Source organism: Halorubrum xinjiangense, assembly GCF_049604745.1.
Classification (GTDB): Archaea; Halobacteriota; Halobacteria; order Halobacteriales; family Haloferacaceae; genus Halorubrum; species Halorubrum xinjiangense_A.
This window is the reverse complement of the sequence record NZ_CP187140.1, coordinates 1,704,015-1,727,784: the sequence shown is the minus strand read 5'-3', so window position 1 is coordinate 1,727,784 and position 23,770 is coordinate 1,704,015. Positions and strand designations below refer to the sequence as shown.

Genomic DNA, 23,770 nt, shown 5'->3' with positions numbered 1-23,770 from the left:
GCCATCGGTCCCCGCTCGATGAAACCGACGGCTTCGGCCGGATCGGCCGATTTATCGCTCGACGACCCCCAGTTCGCGTATGCCCGACGCGAACGCCTCGCTTGCCTCGACGCTCGGCGCCCTCACGGCCGCGTTCCTCGTCGTCACGCTGGTCGCGGGGACGCTGTTCGGCTTCAACTGGACGCAGGCGGTGCTGCTCGGCGGGTTCGCCGGCGTCGTGGCCGTCGTGTCTGCGTGGCTGACGGATCGGCGGGCAGGCGGTGAGTGAGCCCCTCCTCACCTCGGGCCGACCGCGCCCGCCCGAGTATCGCGACTGAGAGGGCGGACGGAGGCTTTTATACCCGCTCGGCGTCGACATCAGACAATGCGATTCAGTCGCGACCGTCGGGGCCAGTCGGTCGTGGTCGGGACGGTGATCCTGTTCGGCTTCCTGATCCTGGCGCTGTCGCTGTATCAGGTACAGGTGGTCCCACAGGAGAACGCTGACGTCGAGTTCGAACACAGCCAGCAGGTTGAGGGAGAGTTCCTCGACCTACGGAACGCGGTCGAGAGCGCGAGCAGCACGGGTGACGGCCGATCGACGTCGTTGAAGCTCGGAACGCGGTATCCACAGCGAACGTTCGCTCTGAACCCGCCGCCGGCGTCGGGTCGGCTGTCAACGACCGAACCGAGGCCTCTGCGCATCGAGAACGTGACCGTGAACGACGGCGGCAACGTCGGTGCGTACTGGGCGAACCGGACTAACGAAACCGCAACCGGAGACACCATCACCTTCGACACGCGCTCGCTACGGTACTCTCCCGGCTACAACGAGTTCCGAGACGGCCCCGACCTCGTCTACGAACACTCTCTCGTCATTGCCGAGTTCGATTCCGGCATCCTCGGTCGGAGCGGACAGACCGCGGTGAATAGCGACCGGAATCGGATCCGCTTAACCGCGTTGGACGGGAGGGTATCAGAGTCGGGCGTCCGACGCACGAGCCTCGACCCGGAGACGCTGTCGGAGAACCGGCGCTCGGTGAGGCTGAATTCGACCGGCGGCGATCCGATCGTCGTCGAACTGCCGACCGACGTGTCGATGGAGCGGGCGGACAGCCTCGAACAGCAGTGGCGCGACCGCTTGGGTGACGACGCCGAAAGTGTCGTCGCTGCGGGTGGAACCGTTCGGATCGAACTGAACGGCACTAACGGGTACCGGCTCGAGCTCGGGAAGGTCGGCCTCGGGAGCGACACCACCGGGACGAACGAATCAGACGGATACATCACGCGGGTTTCGGCGGCTGACGGCGTCGCTGTCGCGGAGGTCAGGGACCGGTATAACAACCCAGTCGAGGGTGCGGAAGTCGATATTTCGGTCGATGGTACCACCGTGGAGACGGTGCGGACCGACGCCGACGGCCGCGTCAGCTACGAGGTCACCGACGTTTCGGACGTCGAGATGACGATCAACGACGGAACCGATACGTGGGACTCCATACTGCTCGAGAACGTCGGTGCCGGCGTCCCGGACGGGGGCGGTGGCGCCGAATCGCTCCTCGTCGCGCCCGAGGAGGCCGTCGCGTTCAACGGGCCCGGCTCTGGTGAACGGGGTGGGTTCCAACTGGACGTCGAGAACCAACACGATACGCAAGTCCGAATCACCGACGTAACGGTTCTTCCTGAGGATCCGAGACTCGACGGGTTGTCAGATAAGGCTGATGCCACCGGACCGGGACGGTCCGAGCTGAACGTGGAGTCGGAAAACGGCGCTGTTGGCAACAAGGAAGTTCTCCTCCGCGATTGGGAGTACACGTTCGTCCCGAACAGCGGGCTCCAACTGAACCTACAGTCCGGTCCCGAAAAGCGAGCGTACGATACGGTAAGCGGAGAATACATCGACGCCGAAACGGACTTCTCCGGCGTGGAGGTCCCGCTGAATTCCGGGGACGGTGCCACGATCACGCTGGCGGAGTTCTACGAGGTTGAGCAGGGCGGTGCGACCGTCGTCGACGTCGTCGGAGATACGTTCAGCGTGACGGTCGGATACAAAATCGACGGCGAGCGGCGAACGAAGCAGTTCGTCACGACGGTCGTAAACGAGGTGACACAGACGGACTCCCTGACATACAATGGCGATGCGACGACGATCGGAAGCGGGAACGCGGGCGTCGAGTTCAGCGTTTCGAACACTGGTGACGAGACGGTCGACATCGATTCGGTGGAGATAGAGTCGACCACGTCCCCGGACGCGACGATATTACGAAACGGAACCGGTAACGGGCAGCAAGTGATTACCGTCTCGGGAACAAATGAGGGGAGCTTTGAGGTCGGGAACGACGGATATTCGTTCGGCGAGGTGGCTACTCTCTCCGCGAGCGTCTCCGTCCCGTCCGGAGCCGAGGCTACGATCTCGTTAACGCGGTTCTTCGACGGTGGAGCGACAGGAAATGATAATTATATAGATATGTCTGGGGAGAGCGTCACCGTCACGCTAACGCTCAGCGACGGGACCCAAGAGACGTTCACCGTTAGCACCTGACCGCCCGAGGTGAGAAATCCGACTACGGGTACTGGCGTCGCGATCCAACGCAGTCAAATCACGACGATCGACGTAATCCACCATCGACAAAGCCATATGCCGGCCGTATGAACGACCGTGTATGACCGCAGTCGGGATCGACGGCATCGAGATCTGGACCGGGAAGCTCAAGCTCGACCTGCCGGGCACGTTCGCACCGGAGAAGGGCGACGACCCCGAGAAGTACACGAAGGGGCTCGGGCTCAACAACTCCTCGTTCCCCGACGTGTACGAGGACATCGTCACGATGGGGGCGAACGCGGCGAAGGGGCTGATGGACCGGAAGGGGCTCGTTCCCGAGGACATTGGCCGGATCGACGTCGCCACCGAGTCGGCGTTCGACCACTCGAAGCCGGTGTCGACGTACATCGCGGGCTGCCTCGAACAGGTGTACGACGGCGACTTCACCCACGCCAACAAGGGGGAGCGCAAGTTCGCCTGCCTCGCCGGCACACAGGCCATTGACGACGCGTACAACTGGATCCGAGCGGGCCGGAACCGCGACCGTCCCGCGATCGTCATCACCACGGACACGGCGCTGTACGCCCGCGGCGACCCGGGCGAGGCGACGCAGGGCGCCGGTGCCGTCGCGATGCTGATCGACGAGGACCCCTCCGTCGTCGAGCTGTCGACCGACCAGGGGTACGGCTCGAAAGACGAGACGGACTTCCTCAAGCCGAACCAGCAGTTCCCCAGCGTCGACGGGAAGCGCTCGGTTCAGGTGTACCTCTCCCGGATGCGCGAGGCCCTGGAAGACTACGAGTCCGTCACCGACGACATCGAACTGGAGGACTTCGCGTACGCCCCGTTCCACACCCCGTTCCCGGGGATGGTCCGGAAGGCGGCGCTGTTGGCGTACCGGCACGTCATCCGCGACACGGCCCACGAGGATGCCTTAGCCGACGAGATCGGCCGCCAGCCCCGCGAGGACGAGTACGAGGACCGCGAGGCGTACGAGGAGGCGATCCGCGGGTACATGGACGAGCTGAAGACCACCGAGCAGTACCAGACGTGGTACGACACCGCCGTCGAGCCGACGCTCGGTCTCTCCCGAGAGGTTGGGAACTGGTACACCAGCTCCGTCCACATCGCTCGCGTGAGCGCTCTGCGCGACGCGCTGGAGCGCGACCGCGAGTTCGTCGGCGACACGCTGCTCGTCGCCTCCTACGGCTCCGGCGCGCAGGCCGAGATTCACGCCGAGACGATCCGCGATGGATGGCGAGCCGAGATCGAGGGGCTCGACATCGACGCCCAGCTCGACGCCCGCTACGACCTCGCGTGGGACGAGTACGAGGACGTCCACGACGTCCACGAGTACGACATGGACGTCGAACGCGAGATCGAGGAGTTCACCCAGCCCGACGGTGAGTTCGTCTTCACCGGCTGGGGCCGGATGAACGAGCGGAAGTACGAGTACGTGGAGTAACCTCGCGACCCCTGCGTTCGGCCGCGCGCCGATCCGCGAGTCGCCCGCAGCGGCCCGCAACCCCGTGAAAACGGCTCACACGGGCCGTACGCGATACGATGGTTTTAAACGACGCTGGCGTGAATCGACACCCAATGGTAACCATCTACGACGTGCCGGCCGACGACCTCATCGAGGCCGTCGCCGCGCGACTCGAGGACCGCATCGACGAGCCCGACTGGGTCGAGTTCGCCAAGACCGGCGCCGGCAAGGAGCTCCCGCCGGAGCAGGACGACTTTTGGTACGTCCGCTCCGCGAGCCTGCTGCGCAAGGTCGCCCAGAACGAGCCCATCGGCATCGAGCGGCTCGCGACCGAGTACGGTTCGAAGAAGCGCGGCTCGAACCGCTACGTCGTCCGACCCGGCGAACACGAGGGGGGCTCCCGCAAGCTCATCCGCTCGTCGCTCCAGGCGCTCGAAGAGGAGGGACTCGTCACCACCGCAAGCGGCGAGGGCCGCCGCGTCTCCGACGAGGGCGAGGCATTCCTCTCCGAGGTCGCGACCGAGGTCTTCGAGGACCTCGACCGGCCGGAACTCGAACGCTACGCGTAGACCGCTTCTTCTGCTCGTTTTCCTCGAAGTTCGGTAGCTGTCGCCCCGCACAGCCCCGCCGAGACGCCTGATCCGCGGCGTTTCGTCGTCGGTTCCCGTTACTCAGCAGTTTCCGCCGATCCTTCAAAATATATCTTATACCGCTATATAGAATTCTTCGGCGCCGCCATCCCCGGTCCGTTCGGACGAGCGCCGTGCCGTCGGCTTCAGCGTTCGAGCGAACGAGGGAGGCGAGGCTACCGCGTCGGAGATCGGCGAAACGGAAAGAGAGATCGCGGGCGGTGTCCGCTCGGTTCGACTGACTCGGCCGCGCTATCCGGTGTTTTTCATCCCGGCGGCGATGCCGTTGACGGTGAGCCGCAGGGTGCGCTCCTCCTCGTCCGTGCGGTGGGTGCGCCCGAGCAGGTTCGCCTGAAGGAGGTTCAGGGGATCGACGTAGGGGTTCCGGCGGTCGAGGCTCTCCTCGAGCCACTCGCGGCGGAGCAGCCGGTCGCGGCCGCTGATCGCTAAGACCAGTTCGCGCCCGCGCTCGTATTCGCCGACGAGCTCGGGGAAGAAGCGCTCGCGGAGGTCGTCGTCGGCCAGGTCGGCGTACTCGGCGGCGATCTCCGGCTCGGTGCGCGCGAGCGCCAGCGAGGCGTTATCGAGCGTGGTCCGGAAGAACGGCCACTCGTCGAACATCTCGCGGAGGGTTTCCATCCCTTCCTCCTCGCCGACCTCGTCGAGGTAGGCGTCGATGCCGGAGGCGATCGCGTACCAGCCGGGGAGGATGAGGCGGGTCTGGGTCCACGAGAACACCCACGGGATCGCGCGCAGGTCCTCGACGCTGCGGTCGCCCGAGCGCGAGGCGGGCCGCGAGCCGAGATTGAGGTCCTCGACGACGCTGATCGGCGTCGCCTGCTCGAAGTAGGAGACGAACCCGTCCGTGTTCAACAGGTCGCGGTACGTCTCCCGCGCCGCGGGCGCCATGATCTCCATCGCCTCCACCCAGCGGTCGGGCACGTCCTCGACCGGCTCCTCGTTCGCCTCCTTCCGGGCGCGGATCTGCGCGTCGAGCATCTGTTCGAGCTCGCGCTCGGCGATCTGCGGGTTGGCGTACTTCTCGGCAATGGCCTCGCCCTGCTCGGTGAACTTCACCTGGCCGGTGACGGTCTCGTTCGGCAGCGCGAGCAGCGCCTCGTTCATCGGGCCGCCGCCGCGCGAGATGGAGCCGCCGCGGCCGTGGAACAGCCGGAGGGTGACGTCCTCCTCGCGGCAGAACCGCGCGATCCGTCGCTGGTTCTCGTAGAGGTCCCAGTTCGCGGCGAGGAACCCGTTCTCCTTGTTGGAGTCGGAGTAGCCAAGCATGACCTCTTGGACCTCGCCGCGGGCCTCCAGCGCGGTCGCGTACGCCTCGTTCTCGAAGAGGGTGCCGAGGATGCGCTCGGCACCGTTGAGCGCGGACTCGGTCTCTAAGAGGGGGACGACGTCGACCGCGCAGTGGTCCGGCAGGGAGACGACGCCGACCTGATCGGACAAGAAGAGCACCTCCAGCACGTGGCTGGGCTCCTCCGTCATCGAGATACAGTAGGTGTCTATGGCCTGCTGGCCGTACTCCTCCTGCCACTCCGCGAACGACTGGAACCGTTGGAGGACGCGCTCGGTCGTCTCCGAGACCTCGCCGGGTTCCTCGACGTCGACGACCGGCTCCTCTTGAAGGATCGCCTCGGTGAGGAAGTCGACGCGCTCGGACTCGTCCATCCCGGCGTAGTCGACGCCCTCGACCGCGACCGCCTCGGCGACGGCCTCGGTGTGGTTCTCGCGGTGGTCGCGCAGGTCGAGCGACGCCAGCGTGAGCCCGAACGTGTCCACCTGCCGGCGGAACGGCTCGACGAAGGATTCGAGCACCGACTCTTGGCCGTCCTCGCGCAGCGACTCGGCGATGACGTCGAGGTCGTCGAGGAAGGCGTCGCCGTCGGGGTACTCGCCCGGGCGAACGTCGTTGACGCGGTCGAGGCGCTCGCGCATCAGCCGGAGCTTCTGGCGGTACGGCTCGTCGGGGTAGCGCTCACGCGCCTCCTCGACGACGGTCGGGAACCGCTCGGCGTCGGCCGCGAGCGACCGCGCCAGCGCGTCGCCGTCGGCGTACCGGTCGCCGTCCTGACTCAGCACCGCGGAGAGCCGCTTACAGCGGTCGCGGTACTTCTCGACGGCGATCTCGCGCTGGCGTTCGAGCGTCTCGTCGGTCACCTCGGGGGTGACGAACGGGTTGCCGTCGCGGTCGGAGCCCGCCCACGAGCGGAACTCGAAGAGCTTCGGGCAGTCGACGTCGTCGTACTCCTTCGAGATGGTCTCCTCGAACTCCTCGTAGGCGTCGCCGACGACGTCGAAGAGGGTGTTTTCGAGGTACCACTGGACGTTTCGCGCCTCGTCTTCCGGCTCGGGCGCCCGCTGGCGGACCTGGCGGGTGCCCCACAGGCTGGTCACCTCGGCGGTGACGTCGCGCCAGACGGCGCGGCGCTCGCGGTCGGTGAGGTTGCGCTCGTCGAGCTCGCCCAGGTGGTTCGCGATGGAGCGGAGCTTGGACTTCACGGTCGACCGCCGAGCCTCTGTCGGGTGCGCGGTGAACGTCGGCTCGATGAGCACGTCGGCGAGCAGCTCCTCTAACTCGTCGGCGTCGACGCCGGCCTCGGCGAACTCGGCGATCGTCGCGTCGAAGGAGTCGTGGAGGGCGGTCCCGTCGTCGGCGTTCCGGACCGCGCGGACGCGCTCGCGCTCCTCGGCGAGGTTGATCAGCTCGAAGTAGGTCGTGAACGCGCGGGCGACGACCTCCTCGCGGGTCGTCGAGAGGTCGCCGACCGCCTCGTGGAGGGCGTCGCGGTTCGTCGCGTCTCCCCGACGGTAGTCGATCGCCGCGTTCCGCAGCGTCTCGACCGTCTCGTACGCCTCGGTCGAGGCCTGCGCGGCCAGGACGTCTCCCACCAGCGCCCCGAGTTCCCGAACGTCCGTCCGCACGTCCCGATTGTGCAACTTCATACCACGCATACTGCGGTCGCGGTCGGTTAAAACCGCGGTCTGAACGAAGGTTTGCCTCGGTTCCGAGTTAATACGTTCACGAACGTTCCTGTGTGACCGGCCCCGAGACGCCGCGGCCGGCGGTCCCCCGACTCGAGGCGTCGGTGTTGCCCGACGAGCGCCCCGATTCTCGCGCCGGTGGAGGGTTCGTCACCCTTTTTACCGATCCAACCGCAGGTGCGTGTATGAGTGCGTCCGACAAGTATCCGTCTGAGTCCGGGCGGCGACGCTTCGTGAAGGGCGTCGTCGGCGGCGCGGCCCTCGCGGGGGTCGGCGCGATGGGGTCGGCGACCGTGAACACCCTGACGACCGCCGGCGGGGTCGGCGGCGGGTCGACGATCGCGAAGACGATCGCACACACCGGCGGCCCGGCGCCCCGCGGGCTCCCGCAGATCCCGGTTCAGGTCACCGACGACGGCTACATCGAGGGGATTTGGCCCGAGACGACCACCGTCACCCAGGAGGGACAGGAGATCGAGGTCGCCCAAGAGGACCTCGGCGGGGAGACCTACGCCGGCGCGTGGTTCCAGTACTGCGGCGTCGAGTCCCAGGAGAACGTCCAGCCGAACTTCGAGTCGGACAACCTGTTCCGCTCCGCGAGCGGCCCGCCGTACGACTGGCAGGCGGACACCTACTCGGGCGGCGACCGGATCCACATCGACGACTTCTCGGACTACACCGAGTGGGGCAACGGGGTCGGCAGCGACGGCGTCGGTAAGCCGGCGTCGGTCACGTGGCGCTCCGAGGACGCCGAGACGAACCTCAACGCGATCGTCATCCGCTCGCCGGAGATCGAGGAGGCGGCCCAGAACGACGAGTGGCTGCAGGCGTCGACCGACCAAGGGTTCATGGCGTACCTCAACGTCTGTACGCACTTCTGTTGCATCCCGGGCTACAAGGTGTTAGAGGAGTCCGCCCGCTACGACGCCGCCGACGGGACCTACTGCGTCTGCCACCAGTCGACGTACGACCCGTTCACCATCGAAGAGGCGCTGTTCATCGCCCGGCCCCGGCCGGACGAATAACGCGTCTGTCGCGGTTCTGTCTTTCCTCTCCGCTTTCCCGATCCGCAGTCGATGGTCCCCGCCGCGCTTTTCACGCCGCTCGCCCGAGGGACCGACATGAGCGACGACAACCCCGCAGACGCCGACGCGTCCGCCGGCGACGAGTTCGAGACGGAGCTCGCCCGCGCCCGCGACCTCCTCGACGGCGACGACATCGACGCGGTCCACGTCGGCGTCGTCCGCGACGGCGAGGTCGACACCACGTTCGCCCAGCGCACCGACGACGACGCCGACGGCGCCGGGCTCCGGGCGCTCGCGCTGCTCGCCGCGCACGTCAGACTGGTCGCGGGCGAGGCGGGCGTCGAGCCCTCCACCGTCGCCGGCGACGCCGCGACGCTCGCGGGACAGGTGGAACAGATCCCGGCCAGCACCGACCAGATACCCGACGAGTAGCGGCGCCCCCCTCCTCCTTGGTCCGTCCTCGCGCGATTACCGCTCGGCGCCGTCGGACTCCGTCGCGCGGATCCGGCGGAGCTGGTGGGTCACGCCCGCGAGCGCGACGAGCAGGACCGCGAGGTTGAACACGGCGAGCGCCACGGACTGGTAGGCCGGGTCGAACCACGTGCGGATCGCGTTCCCGGACTGGCTGTAGAAGCCCCAGCCGGCCACGACCGCGAGCAGCGACAGCGCGGCCAACCCCACGCGGTCGAGCAGCCCGCGGAGGTCGTCGGTTGAGAGGCGGTCGAACCCCGAGGCGTCGACCGGCTCCGTCCATTCATTCGCATCGGTGCGGTCGGCGTCCGTCTCCGTGCGCTCGGGAGCGGTCGCCGTGCGTTCGGAGTCGGTCGCCGTGCGGTCGGTCGCGTCGGTGTCGTCTGTCATGGGCTGTGGTGGGTCGCGGGTGTGGTCGCTGTCGTCGGTCGCCTCGTCGGCCGGGCCGTCGCGCGGCTCTCCGTCCGTCATCGTCGCCTCCGCGCGGTCAGCGCTGCGACGACGAGCGCGACGAGCGCGACGAGCGGGCCGAAGCCGGGCGTCGAGCCGTCGCTGGCGCCGCGGTCGGGCGCGCCGTCGGCGCCGTCACTGGCGTCGCCGCCCGCGCCGCCCTCGTCGCGCTGGAAGTCCTCGACGGAGAACTGTACGTCGCGGACGGTCTCGTTGGCGGTGATGGTCTCCTGCGGGTTCAGGTTCGCGACGCCTTGCGTCTCGTCGACGAGCACGTCGTCGTCGAACAGCGCGGCGTCGACGTAGTAGTTGTAGCCGGCCGGCACCTCGACGGTCGTGGTCACGGTGTCGGTGCGGCCGGGGCGGACGGTGCCGACCGTTTCCGTCGCCTCAGCGGCGATCACGTTCGACTCGGCCTGCCGGAGGTAGAGGCGGAGGTCGACGTCGTCGCTCGCCTCGTCGCCGCGGTTCGTCACCGAGACCGACGCCGACAGCGTCGCGGTCTCGTTGTCGGCCTCGACGACGCTCACCGCGACGGTCGGCCAGACGGAGCCGTCGGTGAAGCCGACCTGCGTGTCCGCGTAGTCGGGCGTGAGCGCCGCGACGCCGGCGACGCGCGTGGTCTGCTGCTCGCGGCGCTGGCCGTCCGCGAAGACGACCGTCTCGATGCGGTAGCCACCCTCGCGCTCGACGTTCACGGTGCCGTTGACGGTGCGTTCGCCGTCGAAGTCGACGTCGCCGACGTCGACGGTGGTCTCGTCGACGAGGAGGCCGGACTCGGCGCCGATCGCGCGGTGGCGGACGGTGACGTTCTCGACCGCCGAGCCGCGGTGGCGGAGGTCGGTGCCGAGCCGGAGTTCGGCGGTCTCCCCGCGCACCTCGCCGGGCGCGACGGTCGCGCCGGCGACGTCGATCCGCCCGGGCGGCTCGTTGGTCTCGCGCGGGTCGCTGATGGCGCCGGGCGCGGCGACGGCGCCGACCGCGCTCGCGACGAGGAGGGCGGCTGCCGCCGCCAGGAGGGCCGTGCGGGTGTCCATATCCGACCCCTCACAACCGCGATATAAGTGCTTTGTCCGGAACGGAGCCTGAGCCGCGTCGCGCCGGACTCAGAGGACGCGGTACCGTCCGTTCGACTCGGTCACCTCGCCGCGGCGCGCGAGGCGAGTCAGGATCTTGCGGGCCGCGTCGGCGGGAACCCCCTCAGCCGCGGCGCGCTCCACGACCGCTGACTCGGTGGGGTCGTCGACACCCTTGACCGCGTCGCGAACGACCTCGGTTCGGCTCCGCGAGCCGTCCCCGCCCCCTTCGGCGCGCGAGGCGGCCTCGTCGACGGCGTCGGCGTCGATCCCGGCCGATTCGAGGTACTCGCGGTCGTCGATGCCGGCGTCCTCGACCGCGGCCTCCAGCTCCGACACGTGGTCAACGTCGGCGAACGCCGCGCTGTCGCCGCGTTTCTTCGCGAGTAGGGCAGACCGCGCCTGCTGGGCGGCCGCGCGGTCCTCGGACTCGAAGAAGCGCTTGAGCTTGGCGGTCCGGTGAGTCTTGCCGCACCGCGAGCACTGCGCCGTCTCGCTCGTCTCGGGGTCCGTGACCAGCCACATGTTGGCGCACTCGTTGCAGCCGACGACCGCGTACATGCGACGAAATTTGCCGGCCCCGGATTTGAACCCTCGCCTCGCGGGCGGGGCTGTGTTCTCGAATACATCATACCACGCTGTGGCGCGTGCCTGCGAGCGGCCCTTGGCCGCGAGCAGCACGCGCGAGGGAGTCGGTGGTCCGGAGCGAAGCGGAGGACCACCGACGAGGCTGGGGAGGCGTGAGGCTGCGGTGCTGTGCGGGGCGGGACTCAAAGGGGCAGCCGCGAGGGCGAAGCACGGCGCAGCAAGTACCGCAGCGAGGGAGCAGCAGCGACCGAGCGAGGAACGCAGCAAGCCGCGCGAGCCGTCGCGGCTGGGGCTTTGGAGGTGTTCGTCGTCGATCCGTTAGCGTCGATTTATAAACGAGCGGCTGGGGCTTTGGAGGAGTTCGCCGCCGATCCGAAATTAGTGATTTATAAGCGAGCGGCTGGGGCTTTGGAGGTGTTCTCTGCCGAGGGATCGCCAGCTCCGTCTCACCGATCGGCGTTTTGGCATCGACCGGCGACAGCCACGATTCCCATTTATCAGTCTGATTCAATCTCGTTCGCGGCTGCCAGCACCTCGTCGTGGAGGGCGCCGTTCGAGGCGACGAGCCCGTTCGAGTCGTGCCGCCACCGGTCCCCCGCCAAGTCCGTCACGCGCCCGCCCGCCTGCCGAATGACGAAGACCCCCGCCACCGTGTCCCACGGGTTCGCGCGGAGGTTCGTGATCGTCCCCTCCAGCCCGCCGGCCGCGACGGTCGGGAGGACCACCTGCGCGGCGCCGAGCCGGCGCATGTCGCCGAAGCGCGTCACGATCGCCTCGCAGGCGCGGGCGTACTCGTCGCGCGCGTCGTACGCCCACCAGATCGTCGGGTCGACGGCGGCCTTGCGGGGCTCGCTCACGTCGCTCACCGCGATCGGCTCGCCGTTGCGGTACGCGCCGGTGGCGTCGGCGGTGTAGGTGTCGCCGAGCGCGGGCGCGACGACCGCGGCCGCCACGGGCTCGCCGTCGACGACGGCCGCGACTGCGGTGGCCCACACGCGGATGTCCCGGACGTAGTTGTTCGTCCCGTCGATGGGGTCAATCACCCACGCGGCGCCGTCGTCGGGGACGGTCTTGCGCTCGTCCTCCTCCTCGCCGACGATCGCGTCGTCGGGGAACGACTCGCGGATCGCCTCGATGACGGTGCGCTGGGCGGCGCGGTCGGCCTCGGTCACCACGTCGTCCTCGCCTTTCGTTTCCACCGCGATGTCGCTCCGGAAGCGCTCGTTCGCGACCGCGGCGCCCGCCTCCGCGGCGCGCACCGCGACGGCCGCGCGCTCGGCGACGTCGTCCGCGCGGTCCGCGACGGAGGGCACGGCCTCGTCGCCGCGCTCGTCTGCGTCGGTCATGGCCCCAGTCGACGCCCCCGACGCGTATAAACGTCGGTTCGACACAAGCGAGAATCCGAAATTAACTCAGTTTCGAATCCGAGTACCTTTAAGTGGGTCGGAGCGGATGGATCGAGTATGGAACCAGAGGAAGCGGTCCGTCAGCTCGAGTACACTATCGACGCCTCGCTCGACGAAATCGGTCAGCGTGCCGCCGCGGGCTACCGGCCCACCTTCGAGCGCGTGGCCGAGCGCGCGGACGGGTCCGCGGTGTACGACCTCGCGGGCGAGCTCTCCGCCGAGGTCGTCGACGGCTCCTGTCCCTCGCCGGCGGAGGCGAACGCGGTCGCCGAGCGCGTGCTCGACGACTGGGCGTACACAGACGGCGGGGAGTAGGCGAAGGCCGGCCTCGCGGTCTGTTTCTTTCCTTATTCACTCGCGATCCCGATCCGCCTCTCACGGCGATCACCGCGGCGCGCGCCGAACCAGGAACAGTGTCGCGAGGATGATCCCGACGAGCGCCGCGAGCCCCGCGACATCACTGAGATCGAACTCGGACAGTTCCGGGCTCGTTTCGTCGCTGTCGCCCCCTGACCCGGAATTACTGTTGTCTCCTACTCCGTCCCCATCAGTGAGCTTGGTTCCGTCGTCGCCCGAGCCGTCCGCTCGGTCCGTTACCGTGGCGGATCCGAGGGTCGGCCCGTCGTCGGTCGCTCCCGTCTCGACCGCGTCGCCCACGAGAACGAGGTCGTACTCCCCGGGCTCGTCGAACCGGACCACTGTCGACTCGGTCGCGGTCCCTCCGGGTTCGGTATCGACCATGACCGCCTCCCCGCTCACAATCCCTTGCCCGTCGCCGGTCTCGACCCGAATTTCGGCGTCGCTCGCGGGAACCGGCCCGAGGTTCTCGACGTCGACCGAGAGCGTCAGTGGTTCGCCCGTCACGACTCGCTCGTCGGAGAGGCTCGCGGCGGTCGGAACCAGCGCCGGGCGCTCGACCGCGACCGCGAACGCGGAGAAGCCCGCGGCGGCGGCCCGGAGCCGGACCGCCTCTCCGGTGTCGTCGACGACGGTCATTTCGGCGCGCTGCCAGCCCGCGTCGGTTTCCCGGTAGACGGCGACTCGTCCGGGGGAGACACCCGCCGCGGCGAGTCGATCGCGGTCCACGACGATTTCGGCGGTGGCCCGTTCGATCGGCTGGTCGGGCTCCGCGAACGCGACCGCGTAGTACCCCAGCGGGTCGACGCCGGGCGGTAACGGGTCGACGTCCGCCGGGCGGTCGCTCGTTCCTCGCACAGTGAACCGGACGTCGCCCGGTGACTCCCGGACGAACCGGAGCCGGTCGAGGCGGACTGCGTGGTCGCCGACGCGGAGCCCTCGTAGGTCGACCTCGGTCTCGGCCCCGCCGACGACCGACAGGAGTTCCACCTCCCGGACGCTCGGGGAGGGGCGCGTAACCGAGACGACCGGATCGGCGGTCGGGCTCGGTTCATCGCTCTCGTCGGTCGGGTCGTCCCCGGGATCGTCTCCCCCAGCCGGATCCTCCGGCTCCGCGACCCGCGCGTGGACCGAGATTTCGTCGATAAGTCGGTCGCCCGGCGCGATCTCGGCGACGCGAGTGTCGATCCGCACGCCGACCGGAACGGTGTCGTCCTCGGGCGAGAGCCGCGCCGTGCGTTCGGGGCTCTCGATCGCCTCGCCGTCGACGACGAAGGTGACGCCCGTCCCCTCGTGTTCGATCCACGCCTCGGCGGTCGCGTTCCCGTCGTAGGTGATATAAAAGAGCGCGTCTTGGGCGGCGACCGCGTCGACGTTGACTCCCTCGGCGTCGATCCGGGGGTTGTCGTCGGTGATATCGATCGCGAGCTCGTCGTTTTCGTCGAGGTAGGCGTAGGGGTTGTCGCCGGGTTGGAGGGCGACGTCGTCGGTGGTGGGATCGTTGGGACCGTCGAGGACGACCGCGCCGGTGGAGACCGCGAGGAGGACGGAAACCGTAACGACAGCGAGCGCGAGGAAGGCAGCCGATCCTCGGGACGACATTACTGATTATGATCTATCTATAGGTACCAAAGTAATCGGTCCTCGATGGAATGTCGAGCGGGCGTTTGAGAAATCCGTTTATATACGATTTGGATAATCAATACGCCGATCTACCACCACTCAAGTTCAGTGAGTATGATGGGTTTTGTTCGATCTGAGAGCTTATTAATAAAATAGGGAGGGTAGGTAACGAGACTACTGCGAGACCGACGTATTACCGTTGTCACTAACTGCCTCGCCTGCAGTAACCGAGAGACTGCCCGTGATTTCGTCTCCGAGCGTATCTTTATCCGGGGGAGCGTAGATGAGGAATGACACCCCACACGCTTCGCCCGGAGCAAGATCTATCTTTTTGCTGCTGTCTACCTCCTCGTCGAGCAGGCCCTTCTGTTCCCCATTATTATGAGCCTCGAACCAGAATCCGGTTTCGATATCGTTACTCGGATCCAGTTCGTAGTCAACCTCGAGCGTTTGGTCGTTATCGGTTTGGTTCGCGATGAGGAAGGCCGAACCGAACTCATCGGAGCTGTTTCTCGTCGAGGGCTCGTCTTTTTTGAACGGGAACCCGGAACCCGACAGGTCGCCGCTGCTCGACATCGGAGCCGTGGCGTTTGAATCATCAACGAAGAAGCCGAACTGATAGATCGACCCTTGGTTGATGCCGTTTCCGTCTCCGGACAGCTCGATTGTCAACTCACCGCCATCGTCGTGTACCCCACTGACATCGGGATTCGGGACAAGGCCAAGGAGGGCATTCGAGTCGTTGACGATCTCGATATCGGCGCCACGAGTGACCTGTGCGGCCGAGAACGCGCCCGTGCTGACGGCCGTCGCAGCGCCTGTTGTCACCGCCCCGAGTCCGAGGAGGAGTGTTCTACGATTCATCGCGTGAGGTCACTTGGTTAATCTATGCACCGGTAACTTCGCCCTGTGCTTCACCCACTTCAATTACGAGTTCCGCATTAAGATCATTACCCTCAACACTGGGTTCAACATCCTCCGCCACGGCTAGAATCGAAACAAAAACACGATCCCCGGAGTTAACCTGCATGGAACTTGCGAATCCATCAGGGTTGCTCGTAATTGGTTGTGCCGCCGCTGCCGCACTATCAGTACCCCCTGTCGATTCGGATCTGAAGACCATTGCCGCGGTGAATTCCTCCTCTTGAGGCACTTCGTCCGCGTCGATGCCGAAAGTCATATCGTAATCTTGATCCGATGCGTTTCGGACCGCGAATGCTGGATCTTCTGAGGCAGGTTTATCTACACCTTCCCCTTCCCCGTACAGAATCTTGTCGGCCGTAGTCGGCCCGGGAATACCATCGTTAGCGGAATCGAGATTTTGGAGCGCATTTTGTCCCTGCTCACCGATCGAACCGACTTGGTAGATCGAGTTGGGGTTGATACCATTCCCCCCCTCGTCACTATCGAAACTGATGTACAGCTGGCCGCCTTCATATCCGACGCGGTCGTCAACCGTGCTATCAGTAACGCCCTCTACCTCATCACCGGGAACGAGTTGAATCAGCGCGTTCTCGTCAGAGCTGACTTCAATGTTAGCTTCACGACCATCGATCTGTGCCGCACTGAACGCACCAGTCCCCATTGCGGCTGCCCCGCCAGCAGCGAGCGATCCGAGTCCGATCACGAATTTGCGTCGTTCCATGTCGTATCTCACCTGTGTTGGCGCACCCCCGCAATCCGGACGTCCGGGCCGGGAGCGCTCGGATAACCCATACGGGTGTTGGTACTTCGTTATGATATTCTCGACAGGATCACGCGTCGGGCTCGATGCGCGATGTGAGCGACTCGATACGAGACAATCACCCCTCGTGAGCCGCATCGATCCGACCCTGAAACCAATGTGGGCCGCTTGTACTCCGATATGAAATGTCTGATTGGTCCCACAACGACTCCCTGAAGGGCCCCGTATTCGATACGGTTTTGTTTCAATCACGTATCAAGAAACGACGATTCGAACGTATTAATATCAGATTTCACAAATTAACAGGTTAACTATCCAACCTATTTATGATAGATTCTCACACACGGAACAAGTGGATACTGCCGGTTCCGGACGGGGTCCGGCGGATCGGAATCAGGGTGACCACATCAATGCTCTCCGCAGCTTCCACCACACACGCGGTAGACCGGAACGGAGGTGAACTGTCCGAAGACGAGATATTCGAGGTACTGTCGAACCGGCGGCGCCGATTCGTCATTCACGCGCTCAAGCGCGCCGAGGGACCGGTCGAGGTCTCCGAGCTCTCCACGCACGTCACGGCGTGGGAACACGGCGTCGACCCGGAGGAGGTCCAGTACGAGGACCGCCGGAACGTGTACAGCACGCTCCAGCGCACGCACCTGCCGAAGTTAGAGGAGAAGAACGTGGTGACGGTCCACGAGGAGGAGAACCTCGTCGAGCCGACGCCCGAGCTAGAGGCGCTCGACATCTACGTCGAGGTGCTCCGGAGCAAGGAGATTCCGTGGAGCCTCTACTACGTCGGGCTCGCGGGCGTCGCCGCCTCGCTCCTCCTCGCCGTCGCCACCGGGACGCCGGGGTTCACCGGGCTCGAAGCGATCGACGTCGGTGTGTTCACGGCTACCGTCTTCGGCATTTCCTCGGTCGCCCACCACGTCATCGGCCGCCGAGCGCGCCTCGGAAACACCGAGAAACCGCCCGAGATCCGCCGGCGAGAATGAGCACCGCGACCCGGACGTCGACGGCCCGGGTGCGGCCGCTCCGCGCGCTGAGCCTCGTGCTCGCGTTCACGGCGGCGGTCGGGCTGGTCTTCGGCACCGCCGGGTTCACCGCGATGGAGGCCGACCGCGGGCTCGCGGTCAACGTCACCGACGACGCAAGCGCGTACCTCGGCTACGAGACGGTCACCGACGAGATCCGCGACGGCGAGCCCACTGCGGTCGTCGAGTACCGCAACCAGTTCGGCTCCGACCTCGACGAGTTCGACGTCGACGTCTCGATCGCGGACCCCGAGTCGACTGACGCGAGGATCGACTCGGTCGAAACGCCCTCGTCGTTGGGCAGGGGATCCGCCGCGCCGGTCACCGTCACCCTGAGCTGCTCGGCGGAAGAGCCGGTCGATCTCCTGTTCCGCGCCGACGGGAACGGCGGCGGCGTCAGCGTCTCGCTGGATCGCACCCACACCGTGACGTGCGTCCCGAAGGGCCCGACGGTGACGGGAGTCGAGTTCAACGACGGCGCGAACGGGAACGTCACGGTCGAGAGCGCGGACGGATACGTCGATGCGACTGTGTGGATCGCGGAGAACCCGCCCACCGACGGCGTCGACGAGCTCAGGGAGGTGACGACGTTCGGCGGAGATGACCGGCTCGACACCTCCAAGAAGCTCCGTTCGCAGGTCGACGACACGCCCGGTAACTGGAAGATCGCCGCTGTCGAGTTCCCCGGACAGAACGTCACCTACGTCCACCCGGGCTGGGACGCCGGCAGCCACAAGGATCCCTCGTCCGGTGACGGCGTCGAGTACGAGGAGGCCGTCGACGAGGAGTTCCTGCTGAACGCCTCGGTCGATGGCGACGAGGTCGTCTACGACAGCGGGGACGGCGACTGACCCCGTCTCCCGGTTCGCTCCTTTTATACCTCGATCCGCTCCCCGATCTCTGGCGCACTCGCGTCGAACCCATCCCCCCGCAGGTCGTCTGCGAATGCCTCGCAGCGGTCGCCGTGGTTCACCAACACCTGCGCATCTCGATACGCGTCCAGGAACGACTCCAACCCCTCGCGGTCGGCGTGCGCGGAGAAGTCGTACGACTCGACCCGCGCGCTCACCGGCTGAACGCGCCCGTTCAGCTCCAACTGCCCGCGCTCCTGTAGCTCGCGGCCCGGCGTCCCCTCCACCTGGTACCCCGTGAGCGTCACGAGGTTCGTCGGGTTCGTCCGGATCTCCGGGAGGTACGTGTGAACCGGACCGCCTGCGAGCATCCCCGAGGTGGTGACGATGAGCGCGTTCTCGGCCGCGATCCGCTTCCGCTGCCCGTCGCGGCCCGTGACGACGCGAGCCCTCCCGACCGCCTCGTCGAACGCGTCCGCGTCGCGCAGGAACGACGGATACTGTCGCAGCATCTCCGTCACCGCGACGCCCATCCCGTCGACGTACGGCGTGAGCCCGTGCGCGGCCGCGACGAGGAGCAGCTCCTGCGTCCGGCCGATGGCGAACGCTGGCGCGACGACCGTCCCGCCCTCCCAGAGCGTCCGCTCGACGCTGTCGGCCCACGCCGACTCCACCGTCGCGCGGTCCTCGTGGATCACGTCCGCGTACGTGGACTCGCAGACGACGACGTCGGCGTCGGGCCGCGCCGTCGTCCCCGCGACTAGCCGCTGGTCGTCGGTGTGGAAGTCGCCGGTGTACAGCAAACGCGTCTCCCCGTCGTCAATGAGGACGTGCGCGGAGCCCGGGATGTGGCCGGCCGAGAACAGCGTCACCTCGTATCCACCCTCATCGATCCCGCCCGCGACCGGGAACGGCTCGCCGTAGCCGTGCCGGTGCTCCACCTCGCCCAGCCTAGCGACGTGTTCGGCGCCGAACGGGCACAGCGGGCTGTTGCCGTGGAGCTTCAGCGTGTCCTCGGCGAGCGTCCGCGCGAGCTCGCCCGTCGGCGGCGTCCAGTGGATCGGCGGCCGTCGGTCGCCCTTCAGCAGCGCGGGGACCGCGCCGACGTGGTCGAGGTGGCCGTGCGAGACGACGACCGCCTCCGGCTCGGGGTCGCGAACCGGGTACTGCGGCGGGTCCGCGGTCATGAGCCCGTAGTCCAAGAGGAGGGTGTCGTCGACGAGCAGGGCGCTCCGACCGACCTCGCGGGCGCCGCCGAGGAACTCCAACTCCATCGGGGCGCCGTAGCCGCCGGCGGCGTTAGTGTCCGTCGGTCGGGGCGGGCGCCATCGACCGCGGTCAGTCGATGCGCTCGGCGGCGTCGCGCTGGACCAGCGGGTCGGCGTTCTCGACCGGAAGCGAGACGACGTCCTCGCTCGCGAGCTCGTACTCCCGCTCGTCGACGCCGAAGATGGCCCCGACGTCGCGGGTGATCCGAACCGTGGCGCGCTCGGTGCCCGCGTCGGGTTCCGGGCCGGTGTCCGGCTCGCCGCCCACCGTCGTCTCCGGGATCGGTCCGCCGTCCGTCGTCGCTCCGGGGTCCGACGCCTCGTCCGACTCGCCTGCGGGGCGGTCGGCAGCGACGCGGTCCGGTTCGTCGCTCGCGCCGTCGTCCGCGTCGACGCCGACCGCTCCCGGGGGCGCGGGCTCGGGCGGGACCGGCGTCGGATCGTCCTCGCCGTCGGGCGCGGGGTCTTCGGTCGATTCCGGGGCAGTGGGAGCCGCGTCGCTCTCGTTGGGGTCGGTCGGATCGGGCGTCTCTGCCGGCTCGTTCGGCGCGGGCGGCGCGTCGGCGGACGACTCCGACTCGCCGCCGCCCATCGCACCGGCGAGCGCGTCCGATGTCGCGGATCCCTCGTCGGCGTCCGCCGCTCCGGCATTCGGCTCCGTCGGGTCCGCGCTCGTCCGATCCGTCGCGGTCGGCTCCGCTTCGGCCGGGGACGCGTCGGCTTCGGGTGTCGGATCGCTCGGCGCCGGGTCGCGCGACCCCGCGGCGCCGGCGGAGACCGAGGGCTCGTCGGCGGTCTGGGTATCGTCCGGGATCGGCGACTCGCCCGCGAGCACGTCGAGGACCTCCGACTTGTTCGCGGTGATGCGCTCGACGAGGTCGTCGAACAGCTTGCGCTCCTCGGTCGTCATCCCCTCCTCGTCGACCGACATGTCGGCCGCGGCGAAGGAGGCGAGCTTGACGACCTTGCCGACCCGACGCTCGTACAGCGCCTCGGCGACCTCCTCGGCGGTCTCCACCTCGTCGGAGAGCCGGCGGACGTCGTCGTCCGCGAACGGGTTTTCGACCTGCTCGGCGCGGCGGTCGCGCGCGGCGCGGAGGTCCGCGACGTACGCGCCGACGTCGTCGTAAAACGAGTCCCGCAGGTGCTGGAGGCTGTCCTTCCGGCGCTCCTTCGCCTGCGCGGACCGGAGTTCGTCGAGGTTCATCTGTGGTCGGTCATCGTTCGGGGGCTTTCCGCGCCTCGCCGCGGGCCATCAGGAACGCTCCCGCGAACTCGGGCACGGTGTTTCTACCGGATTCAACTCTGACGCGCTCGCCGTTTAATTCTACCGTCCGATCCGCGTCCGTCTCGATCCGGATCTCGCGCCCGACGAACCGGTCCGGGACCGCGTCCCGGAGCGGGTCGAAGTCGGCGAGTTCGTCGCGGTCGAGCGGCGTGACGACCAGGGCGGAGCCGCCGTGGAGCGTCCCCGGGAGCCGGATGAGCCGCCGCGTGTCGGTGGTCACCGGCTCGTCGATCGGCGCGGCGTCGGTGGCGGCGACGCGCGACGCGAGCGCGGAGACGAGCCGTCGCACGCCCGGCCCGCCGGCCTCAACGTTGCCCTCGCGCACCGCGGTCGGGTTCCGGTCGAACGCGCCGAGGATCGTCTTCGCGCGGCCCTCGCCGATCCCGTCGAGCTCCATCAGGCGCTCGCGGGCGGCCTCGTCGTCCATCTCGCGGAGGTCGTCGGCGTACTCGATCAGGGCGTCGTGGACGCGCGCGCCCCACCCGCCCTCGGTCCGGAGGACGCGCTTCGTCGTCCCGCGGTCGGAGACGGTCCGGATCAGGTTGTCGGTGTCGAGGTCGATGGCGCGCACGTAGTCGACGATCTCGCGGCGCGCGTCGCTGTCTAACTCCCGGACGCTTTCGTCGCGGACGTGAACGTGGTAGCCGCGGCCGCCCGAGAAGACGACGGTCACGTCCTCGAACGCGAAGTCGTCGTCGATGAAGTCCAACAGCCGCAGGAGGGCGTCCTTACACTCCGCCAGCATCTCCGGATACGAGGTGGTCTCCGGGTCGACGCCGGGGAGGTGATCGGCGTCGAGGTCGAAGACGAGGTCGGCGTTCCGCCACCCCTTCTGTCCCATCGTCGCCGCGCCGGGATTGTCGTAGCGCGCGGCCGAGAAGTAGGCGTGGCGGGGCGCGTTGTCCGCGAAGAACGTGTCGACGTCGCCGAGGTCGAACAGCGACTGGTGGCGGACCATCGTCGTCCCCGACCCGGGGGTCCACGGGATGTGGCCCCACTCGCGGAGGTTCGCGTCGGGCGGGAGCGACAGCGAGACCGACCGGTAGTAGTCGCCGAACCGCCCCCGGAGGTACTCGCGGGTCCGGTCGTCCATCGTCTCCTCTCGTACCCGCGGTCGACGTATCAACGTTACCGTTCGCCCGCGACCGCAACGACACTCGTTTATAAATGAACGAGGCGGTGGCGCGTGCCTGCGAGCGGCCGCCATCGGCGGCCGCGAGTCAGCACGCGCGAGGGAGTCAGTCGCCGGAGCGAAGCGACGGCGACTGACGAGGCTGGGGAGGTGTGAGGTGCGGTTGCGGTGCTGTGCGGGGCGGGACTCAAAGGGGCAGCCGCGAGGGCGAAGCACGCCGACGTAAGCACTGGAAGGAGCGAGCGAGTGAAACGAGCGAGCGACTGAAGCGCGCAGCGAGGCGCGCGAGTCCTCGCGGCTGGGGCTTTGGAAGTGTTCTCCGCTGTTCGAGAGTCAGATACGTACTGCCGAGCGGCTGGGGCTTTGGAAGTGTTCTCCGCTGTTCGAGAGCCAGATACGTACTGCCGAGCGGCTGGGGCTTTGGAGGTGCTCGCCGCCGATCCACTATAACTTGCTTATAAACAACTGGCTGAGATTCTGCCGGGATTCGGTACTGAAATCACCTATCGCCGCCGCCCGTCGACAGTATTTTGCTCGGCGGATTCGTCGACGGCACACGGCTGGTCCCCATGCTCGACGAGATATTCGACGTAGTCATCAGCGAGATCGCCAAACTGGTCCCCGATGTCGTGTGGGGCGCCATATTTCTGGTAACCGGTGCCCTGACGACGATGACCGGCGTGACGATGCTTCTTGAGATGACGACGCTCAACGGGTCGCCGCGCCTCGGTGGACTACTGACCGCCGTCGGCGTGCTGCTGATAGCCGGGCCTCTCGTCGCCTGGTACCGATAACCCTCGACCGCCCGGATCCCCTCGGCCACAACACTATCCGAGACGGCTCCGTATCGCTTCGCATGCGCTCCGAAGAGGAGGTCAGAGAGCAGTACGAGTTCCTCCGCGAACAGCTGGACGACGAGGAGATGAACCACCGCGGCGTCGAGGAGCTGTTCACCCACTACAAGCGCGCGCTCGGGTGGGTGTTAGAAGAGGAACACATGTGAGCGACGTACGACACGTTTATCACTCTCTACGGTGTACAGTCGGGTGACGCTTCGTCTGGAGGGCCGAAGCGTCAGCGGGGACCAATCGGCAGGCCTGACGCGGCTTTTTTCCGCGTCGGGCGTGCCTTCTTCCGACACTCAACCACGTAGCGTCCCGCTTGTCGTGTCACGCCCGAGCGAACGCGCTTTCTACGATCTCCATTCCCACGATCCGGATTCTCACGTTCCCGATTCCCGCGATCCCGACCGTCGAGCCGCATGTCCTCGCATCCGCACACGTATCAGACGCCGAAAACGACGCCCGGCCGCGGAGACCTGACCCGCCTCGCGTGCGAGTTACGGAACTGACAGAACGGAGGCGTCTGTTACGGGGGCGTAGGGGACGGCGCGTGGTCGTACGAGGACTAATATAACGGTATATTTATTTATTCTCGACAGGTATGTACAGTCAGTTGTATGTACGACCTCACAGGTTTTCAGCGTGACCTGCTTTACGTGATCGCGGGGCTCGACGAGCCGCACGGGCTGGCCATCAAAGAGGAGCTCGAAGAGTACTACGAGAAGGAGATCCACCACGGCCGCCTCTACCCCAACCTCGACACGCTCGTCGAGAAGGGGCTCGTCGAGAAGGGCCAGCGCGACCGCCGCACCAACTACTACACGCTGACCCGCCGCGGGCGCCGCGAGATCGAGGCCCGGACCGACTGGGAAGCCGAGTACATCGAACACTGACCCGGCCGCCCGTCGCTCCCGCGATCGACCGATAGCCGCCGCCCTCCCTCACTTCCGCACTCCTCTTCTCACCCGAACCACCTCCGTGTCGACTTCCGGCGGAGCGCCGCGCGCGCCGCCGCGAACGGTTGGATTCAAGTCCGCCCCGGCGG

The 23,770-nt window shown here is 67.2% G+C and carries 23 protein-coding genes; 12 read left to right on the top strand and 11 right to left on the bottom strand.

The window, feature by feature from the left end; all coding sequences use genetic code 11:
* Positions 1-79 precede the first annotated feature (79 nt).
* From ACOZ35_RS09870 to ACOZ35_RS09855, 4 genes are all read left to right on the top strand, one after another.
* Positions 80-268 carry a hypothetical protein gene (locus ACOZ35_RS09870; protein ID WP_424013442.1) on the top strand — a complete coding sequence of 63 codons (189 nt, stop codon included), beginning with the start codon at positions 80-82 and terminating at the stop codon, positions 266-268.
* Positions 269-364: 96 nt separating this feature from the next.
* Positions 365-2,518 carry an Ig-like domain-containing protein gene (locus tag ACOZ35_RS09865; RefSeq protein ID WP_424013441.1) on the top strand — a complete coding sequence of 718 codons (2,154 nt, stop codon included), beginning with the start codon at positions 365-367 and terminating at the stop codon, positions 2,516-2,518.
* A 121-nt stretch (positions 2,519-2,639) separates the two neighbouring features.
* Positions 2,640-3,983, top strand: a complete 1,344-nt coding sequence (gene hmgB, locus ACOZ35_RS09860) for a hydroxymethylglutaryl-CoA synthase (protein WP_424013440.1) — start codon at positions 2,640-2,642, stop codon at positions 3,981-3,983.
* 134 nt (positions 3,984-4,117) lie between these two features.
* Positions 4,118-4,573, top strand: coding sequence for a 30S ribosomal protein S19e (locus ACOZ35_RS09855; RefSeq protein WP_004597278.1), 456 nt, complete (start codon positions 4,118-4,120; stop codon positions 4,571-4,573).
* Between the two features lie 312 nt (positions 4,574-4,885).
* On the opposite strand, the gene ppc is transcribed toward ACOZ35_RS09855, so the two are convergent.
* Complete coding sequence (gene ppc / locus ACOZ35_RS09850) at positions 4,886-7,588, bottom strand: phosphoenolpyruvate carboxylase (RefSeq protein WP_424013439.1); 2,703 nt, start codon at positions 7,586-7,588, stop codon at positions 4,886-4,888.
* A 224-nt stretch (positions 7,589-7,812) separates the two neighbouring features.
* Between ppc and ACOZ35_RS09845 the strand changes: the two genes are divergently transcribed.
* Together ACOZ35_RS09845 and ACOZ35_RS09840 are read left to right on the top strand one after the other, a co-directional pair.
* A complete protein-coding gene (locus ACOZ35_RS09845) occupies positions 7,813-8,652 on the top strand; it encodes a ubiquinol-cytochrome c reductase iron-sulfur subunit (RefSeq protein ID WP_424013438.1) in 840 nt (279 codons plus the stop codon).
* A 96-nt stretch (positions 8,653-8,748) separates the two neighbouring features.
* Positions 8,749-9,084 (top strand): hypothetical protein, encoded by a 336-nt coding sequence (locus ACOZ35_RS09840; RefSeq protein ID WP_424013437.1) that lies wholly within the window; start codon positions 8,749-8,751, stop codon positions 9,082-9,084.
* A 36-nt stretch (positions 9,085-9,120) separates the two neighbouring features.
* Here ACOZ35_RS09840 and ACOZ35_RS09835 read toward each other — a convergent pair whose 3' ends face one another.
* The 4 genes from ACOZ35_RS09835 to ACOZ35_RS09820 all read right to left on the bottom strand — a co-directional run bounded on the left by ACOZ35_RS09835 (position 9,121) and on the right by ACOZ35_RS09820 (position 12,583).
* A complete protein-coding gene (locus tag ACOZ35_RS09835; RefSeq protein WP_424013436.1) occupies positions 9,121-9,594 on the bottom strand; it encodes a hypothetical protein in 474 nt (157 codons plus the stop codon).
* Complete coding sequence (locus ACOZ35_RS09830) at positions 9,591-10,610, bottom strand: DUF7490 domain-containing protein (RefSeq protein WP_424013435.1); 1,020 nt, start codon at positions 10,608-10,610, stop codon at positions 9,591-9,593. The genes ACOZ35_RS09835 and ACOZ35_RS09830 overlap by 4 nt, the downstream gene beginning before the upstream one ends.
* Before the next feature lie 69 nt (positions 10,611-10,679).
* On the bottom strand, positions 10,680-11,210 hold the full coding sequence (locus ACOZ35_RS09825; protein ID WP_424013434.1) for a DUF5817 domain-containing protein: 531 nt from the start codon (positions 11,208-11,210) through the stop codon (positions 10,680-10,682).
* A gap of 524 nt (positions 11,211-11,734) precedes the next feature.
* Positions 11,735-12,583, bottom strand: a complete 849-nt coding sequence (locus tag ACOZ35_RS09820; RefSeq protein ID WP_424013433.1) for an inositol monophosphatase family protein — start codon at positions 12,581-12,583, stop codon at positions 11,735-11,737.
* Between the two features lie 117 nt (positions 12,584-12,700).
* On the opposite strand from ACOZ35_RS09820, the gene ACOZ35_RS09815 reads away from it, so the two are divergent.
* Positions 12,701-12,958, top strand: a complete 258-nt coding sequence (locus ACOZ35_RS09815) for a hypothetical protein (protein WP_424013432.1) — start codon at positions 12,701-12,703, stop codon at positions 12,956-12,958.
* Between the two features lie 69 nt (positions 12,959-13,027).
* On the opposite strand, the gene ACOZ35_RS09810 is transcribed toward ACOZ35_RS09815, so the two are convergent.
* From ACOZ35_RS09810 to ACOZ35_RS09800, 3 genes are all read right to left on the bottom strand, one after another.
* Positions 13,028-14,602, bottom strand: a complete 1,575-nt coding sequence (locus ACOZ35_RS09810) for a hypothetical protein (protein ID WP_424013431.1) — start codon at positions 14,600-14,602, stop codon at positions 13,028-13,030.
* A 195-nt stretch (positions 14,603-14,797) separates the two neighbouring features.
* A complete protein-coding gene (locus ACOZ35_RS09805; RefSeq protein ID WP_424013430.1) occupies positions 14,798-15,451 on the bottom strand; it encodes a hypothetical protein in 654 nt (217 codons plus the stop codon).
* 58 nt (positions 15,452-15,509) lie between these two features.
* Positions 15,510-16,268: a hypothetical protein gene (locus ACOZ35_RS09800; RefSeq protein ID WP_424013429.1), complete on the bottom strand. Its 759-nt coding sequence runs from the start codon at positions 16,266-16,268 to the stop codon at positions 15,510-15,512.
* 449 nt (positions 16,269-16,717) lie between these two features.
* Between ACOZ35_RS09800 and ACOZ35_RS09795 the strand changes: the two genes are divergently transcribed.
* Entirely contained in the window at positions 16,718-17,305 is a 588-nt protein-coding gene (locus ACOZ35_RS09795) for a DUF7344 domain-containing protein (protein ID WP_424016057.1), read from the top strand.
* Complete coding sequence (locus ACOZ35_RS09790; RefSeq protein ID WP_424013428.1) at positions 17,302-18,195, top strand: hypothetical protein; 894 nt, start codon at positions 17,302-17,304, stop codon at positions 18,193-18,195. The genes ACOZ35_RS09795 and ACOZ35_RS09790 overlap by 4 nt, the downstream gene beginning before the upstream one ends.
* Positions 18,196-18,218: 23 nt before the next feature.
* Here ACOZ35_RS09790 and ACOZ35_RS09785 read toward each other — a convergent pair whose 3' ends face one another.
* The 3 genes from ACOZ35_RS09785 to priS all read right to left on the bottom strand — a co-directional run bounded on the left by ACOZ35_RS09785 (position 18,219) and on the right by priS (position 21,844).
* Entirely contained in the window at positions 18,219-19,469 is a 1,251-nt protein-coding gene (locus ACOZ35_RS09785; protein ID WP_424013427.1) for an MBL fold metallo-hydrolase, read from the bottom strand.
* 64 nt (positions 19,470-19,533) lie between these two features.
* Complete coding sequence (locus ACOZ35_RS09780; RefSeq protein ID WP_424013426.1) at positions 19,534-20,670, bottom strand: hypothetical protein; 1,137 nt, start codon at positions 20,668-20,670, stop codon at positions 19,534-19,536.
* A gap of 10 nt (positions 20,671-20,680) precedes the next feature.
* Positions 20,681-21,844: a DNA primase small subunit PriS gene (gene priS / locus ACOZ35_RS09775; RefSeq protein WP_424013425.1), complete on the bottom strand. Its 1,164-nt coding sequence runs from the start codon at positions 21,842-21,844 to the stop codon at positions 20,681-20,683.
* A 608-nt stretch (positions 21,845-22,452) separates the two neighbouring features.
* On the opposite strand from priS, the gene ACOZ35_RS09770 reads away from it, so the two are divergent.
* From ACOZ35_RS09770 to ACOZ35_RS09760, 3 genes are all read left to right on the top strand, one after another.
* Positions 22,453-22,677, top strand: coding sequence for a hypothetical protein (locus tag ACOZ35_RS09770; RefSeq protein WP_424013424.1), 225 nt, complete (start codon positions 22,453-22,455; stop codon positions 22,675-22,677).
* Between the two features lie 62 nt (positions 22,678-22,739).
* Positions 22,740-22,886 (top strand): hypothetical protein, encoded by a 147-nt coding sequence (locus tag ACOZ35_RS09765; RefSeq protein WP_007345373.1) that lies wholly within the window; start codon positions 22,740-22,742, stop codon positions 22,884-22,886.
* A gap of 456 nt (positions 22,887-23,342) precedes the next feature.
* Positions 23,343-23,618: a PadR family transcriptional regulator gene (locus tag ACOZ35_RS09760; RefSeq protein ID WP_004597247.1), complete on the top strand. Its 276-nt coding sequence runs from the start codon at positions 23,343-23,345 to the stop codon at positions 23,616-23,618.
* Positions 23,619-23,770: the final 152 nt, after the last annotated feature.

What these genes read in the sequence shown, in the direction of transcription:
- ACOZ35_RS09870 (WP_424013442.1), top strand. Translation starts at nt 80, where the DNA reads ATGCCCGACGCGAACGCCTCGCTTGCCTCGACGCTCGGCGCCCTCACG.
- ACOZ35_RS09865 (WP_424013441.1), top strand. Translation starts at nt 365, where the DNA reads ATGCGATTCAGTCGCGACCGTCGGGGCCAGTCGGTCGTGGTCGGGACG.
- hmgB (WP_424013440.1), top strand. Translation starts at nt 2,640, where the DNA reads ATGACCGCAGTCGGGATCGACGGCATCGAGATCTGGACCGGGAAGCTC.
- ACOZ35_RS09855 (WP_004597278.1), top strand. Translation starts at nt 4,118, where the DNA reads ATGGTAACCATCTACGACGTGCCGGCCGACGACCTCATCGAGGCCGTC.
- ppc (WP_424013439.1), bottom strand. Translation starts at nt 7,588, where the DNA reads ATGAAGTTGCACAATCGGGACGTGCGGACGGACGTTCGGGAACTCGGG.
- ACOZ35_RS09845 (WP_424013438.1), top strand. Translation starts at nt 7,813, where the DNA reads ATGAGTGCGTCCGACAAGTATCCGTCTGAGTCCGGGCGGCGACGCTTC.
- ACOZ35_RS09840 (WP_424013437.1), top strand. Translation starts at nt 8,749, where the DNA reads ATGAGCGACGACAACCCCGCAGACGCCGACGCGTCCGCCGGCGACGAG.
- ACOZ35_RS09835 (WP_424013436.1), bottom strand. Translation starts at nt 9,594, where the DNA reads ATGACGGACGGAGAGCCGCGCGACGGCCCGGCCGACGAGGCGACCGAC.
- ACOZ35_RS09830 (WP_424013435.1), bottom strand. Translation starts at nt 10,610, where the DNA reads ATGGACACCCGCACGGCCCTCCTGGCGGCGGCAGCCGCCCTCCTCGTC.
- ACOZ35_RS09825 (WP_424013434.1), bottom strand. Translation starts at nt 11,210, where the DNA reads ATGTACGCGGTCGTCGGCTGCAACGAGTGCGCCAACATGTGGCTGGTC.
- ACOZ35_RS09820 (WP_424013433.1), bottom strand. Translation starts at nt 12,583, where the DNA reads ATGACCGACGCAGACGAGCGCGGCGACGAGGCCGTGCCCTCCGTCGCG.
- ACOZ35_RS09815 (WP_424013432.1), top strand. Translation starts at nt 12,701, where the DNA reads ATGGAACCAGAGGAAGCGGTCCGTCAGCTCGAGTACACTATCGACGCC.
- ACOZ35_RS09810 (WP_424013431.1), bottom strand. Translation starts at nt 14,602, where the DNA reads ATGTCGTCCCGAGGATCGGCTGCCTTCCTCGCGCTCGCTGTCGTTACG.
- ACOZ35_RS09800 (WP_424013429.1), bottom strand. Translation starts at nt 16,268, where the DNA reads ATGGAACGACGCAAATTCGTGATCGGACTCGGATCGCTCGCTGCTGGC.
- ACOZ35_RS09795 (WP_424016057.1), top strand. Translation starts at nt 16,718, where the DNA reads ATGCTCTCCGCAGCTTCCACCACACACGCGGTAGACCGGAACGGAGGT.
- ACOZ35_RS09790 (WP_424013428.1), top strand. Translation starts at nt 17,302, where the DNA reads ATGAGCACCGCGACCCGGACGTCGACGGCCCGGGTGCGGCCGCTCCGC.
- ACOZ35_RS09785 (WP_424013427.1), bottom strand. Translation starts at nt 19,469, where the DNA reads ATGGAGTTGGAGTTCCTCGGCGGCGCCCGCGAGGTCGGTCGGAGCGCC.
- ACOZ35_RS09780 (WP_424013426.1), bottom strand. Translation starts at nt 20,670, where the DNA reads ATGAACCTCGACGAACTCCGGTCCGCGCAGGCGAAGGAGCGCCGGAAG.
- priS (WP_424013425.1), bottom strand. Translation starts at nt 21,844, where the DNA reads ATGGACGACCGGACCCGCGAGTACCTCCGGGGGCGGTTCGGCGACTAC.
- ACOZ35_RS09770 (WP_424013424.1), top strand. Translation starts at nt 22,453, where the DNA reads ATGCTCGACGAGATATTCGACGTAGTCATCAGCGAGATCGCCAAACTG.
- ACOZ35_RS09765 (WP_007345373.1), top strand. Translation starts at nt 22,740, where the DNA reads ATGCGCTCCGAAGAGGAGGTCAGAGAGCAGTACGAGTTCCTCCGCGAA.
- ACOZ35_RS09760 (WP_004597247.1), top strand. Translation starts at nt 23,343, where the DNA reads ATGTACGACCTCACAGGTTTTCAGCGTGACCTGCTTTACGTGATCGCG.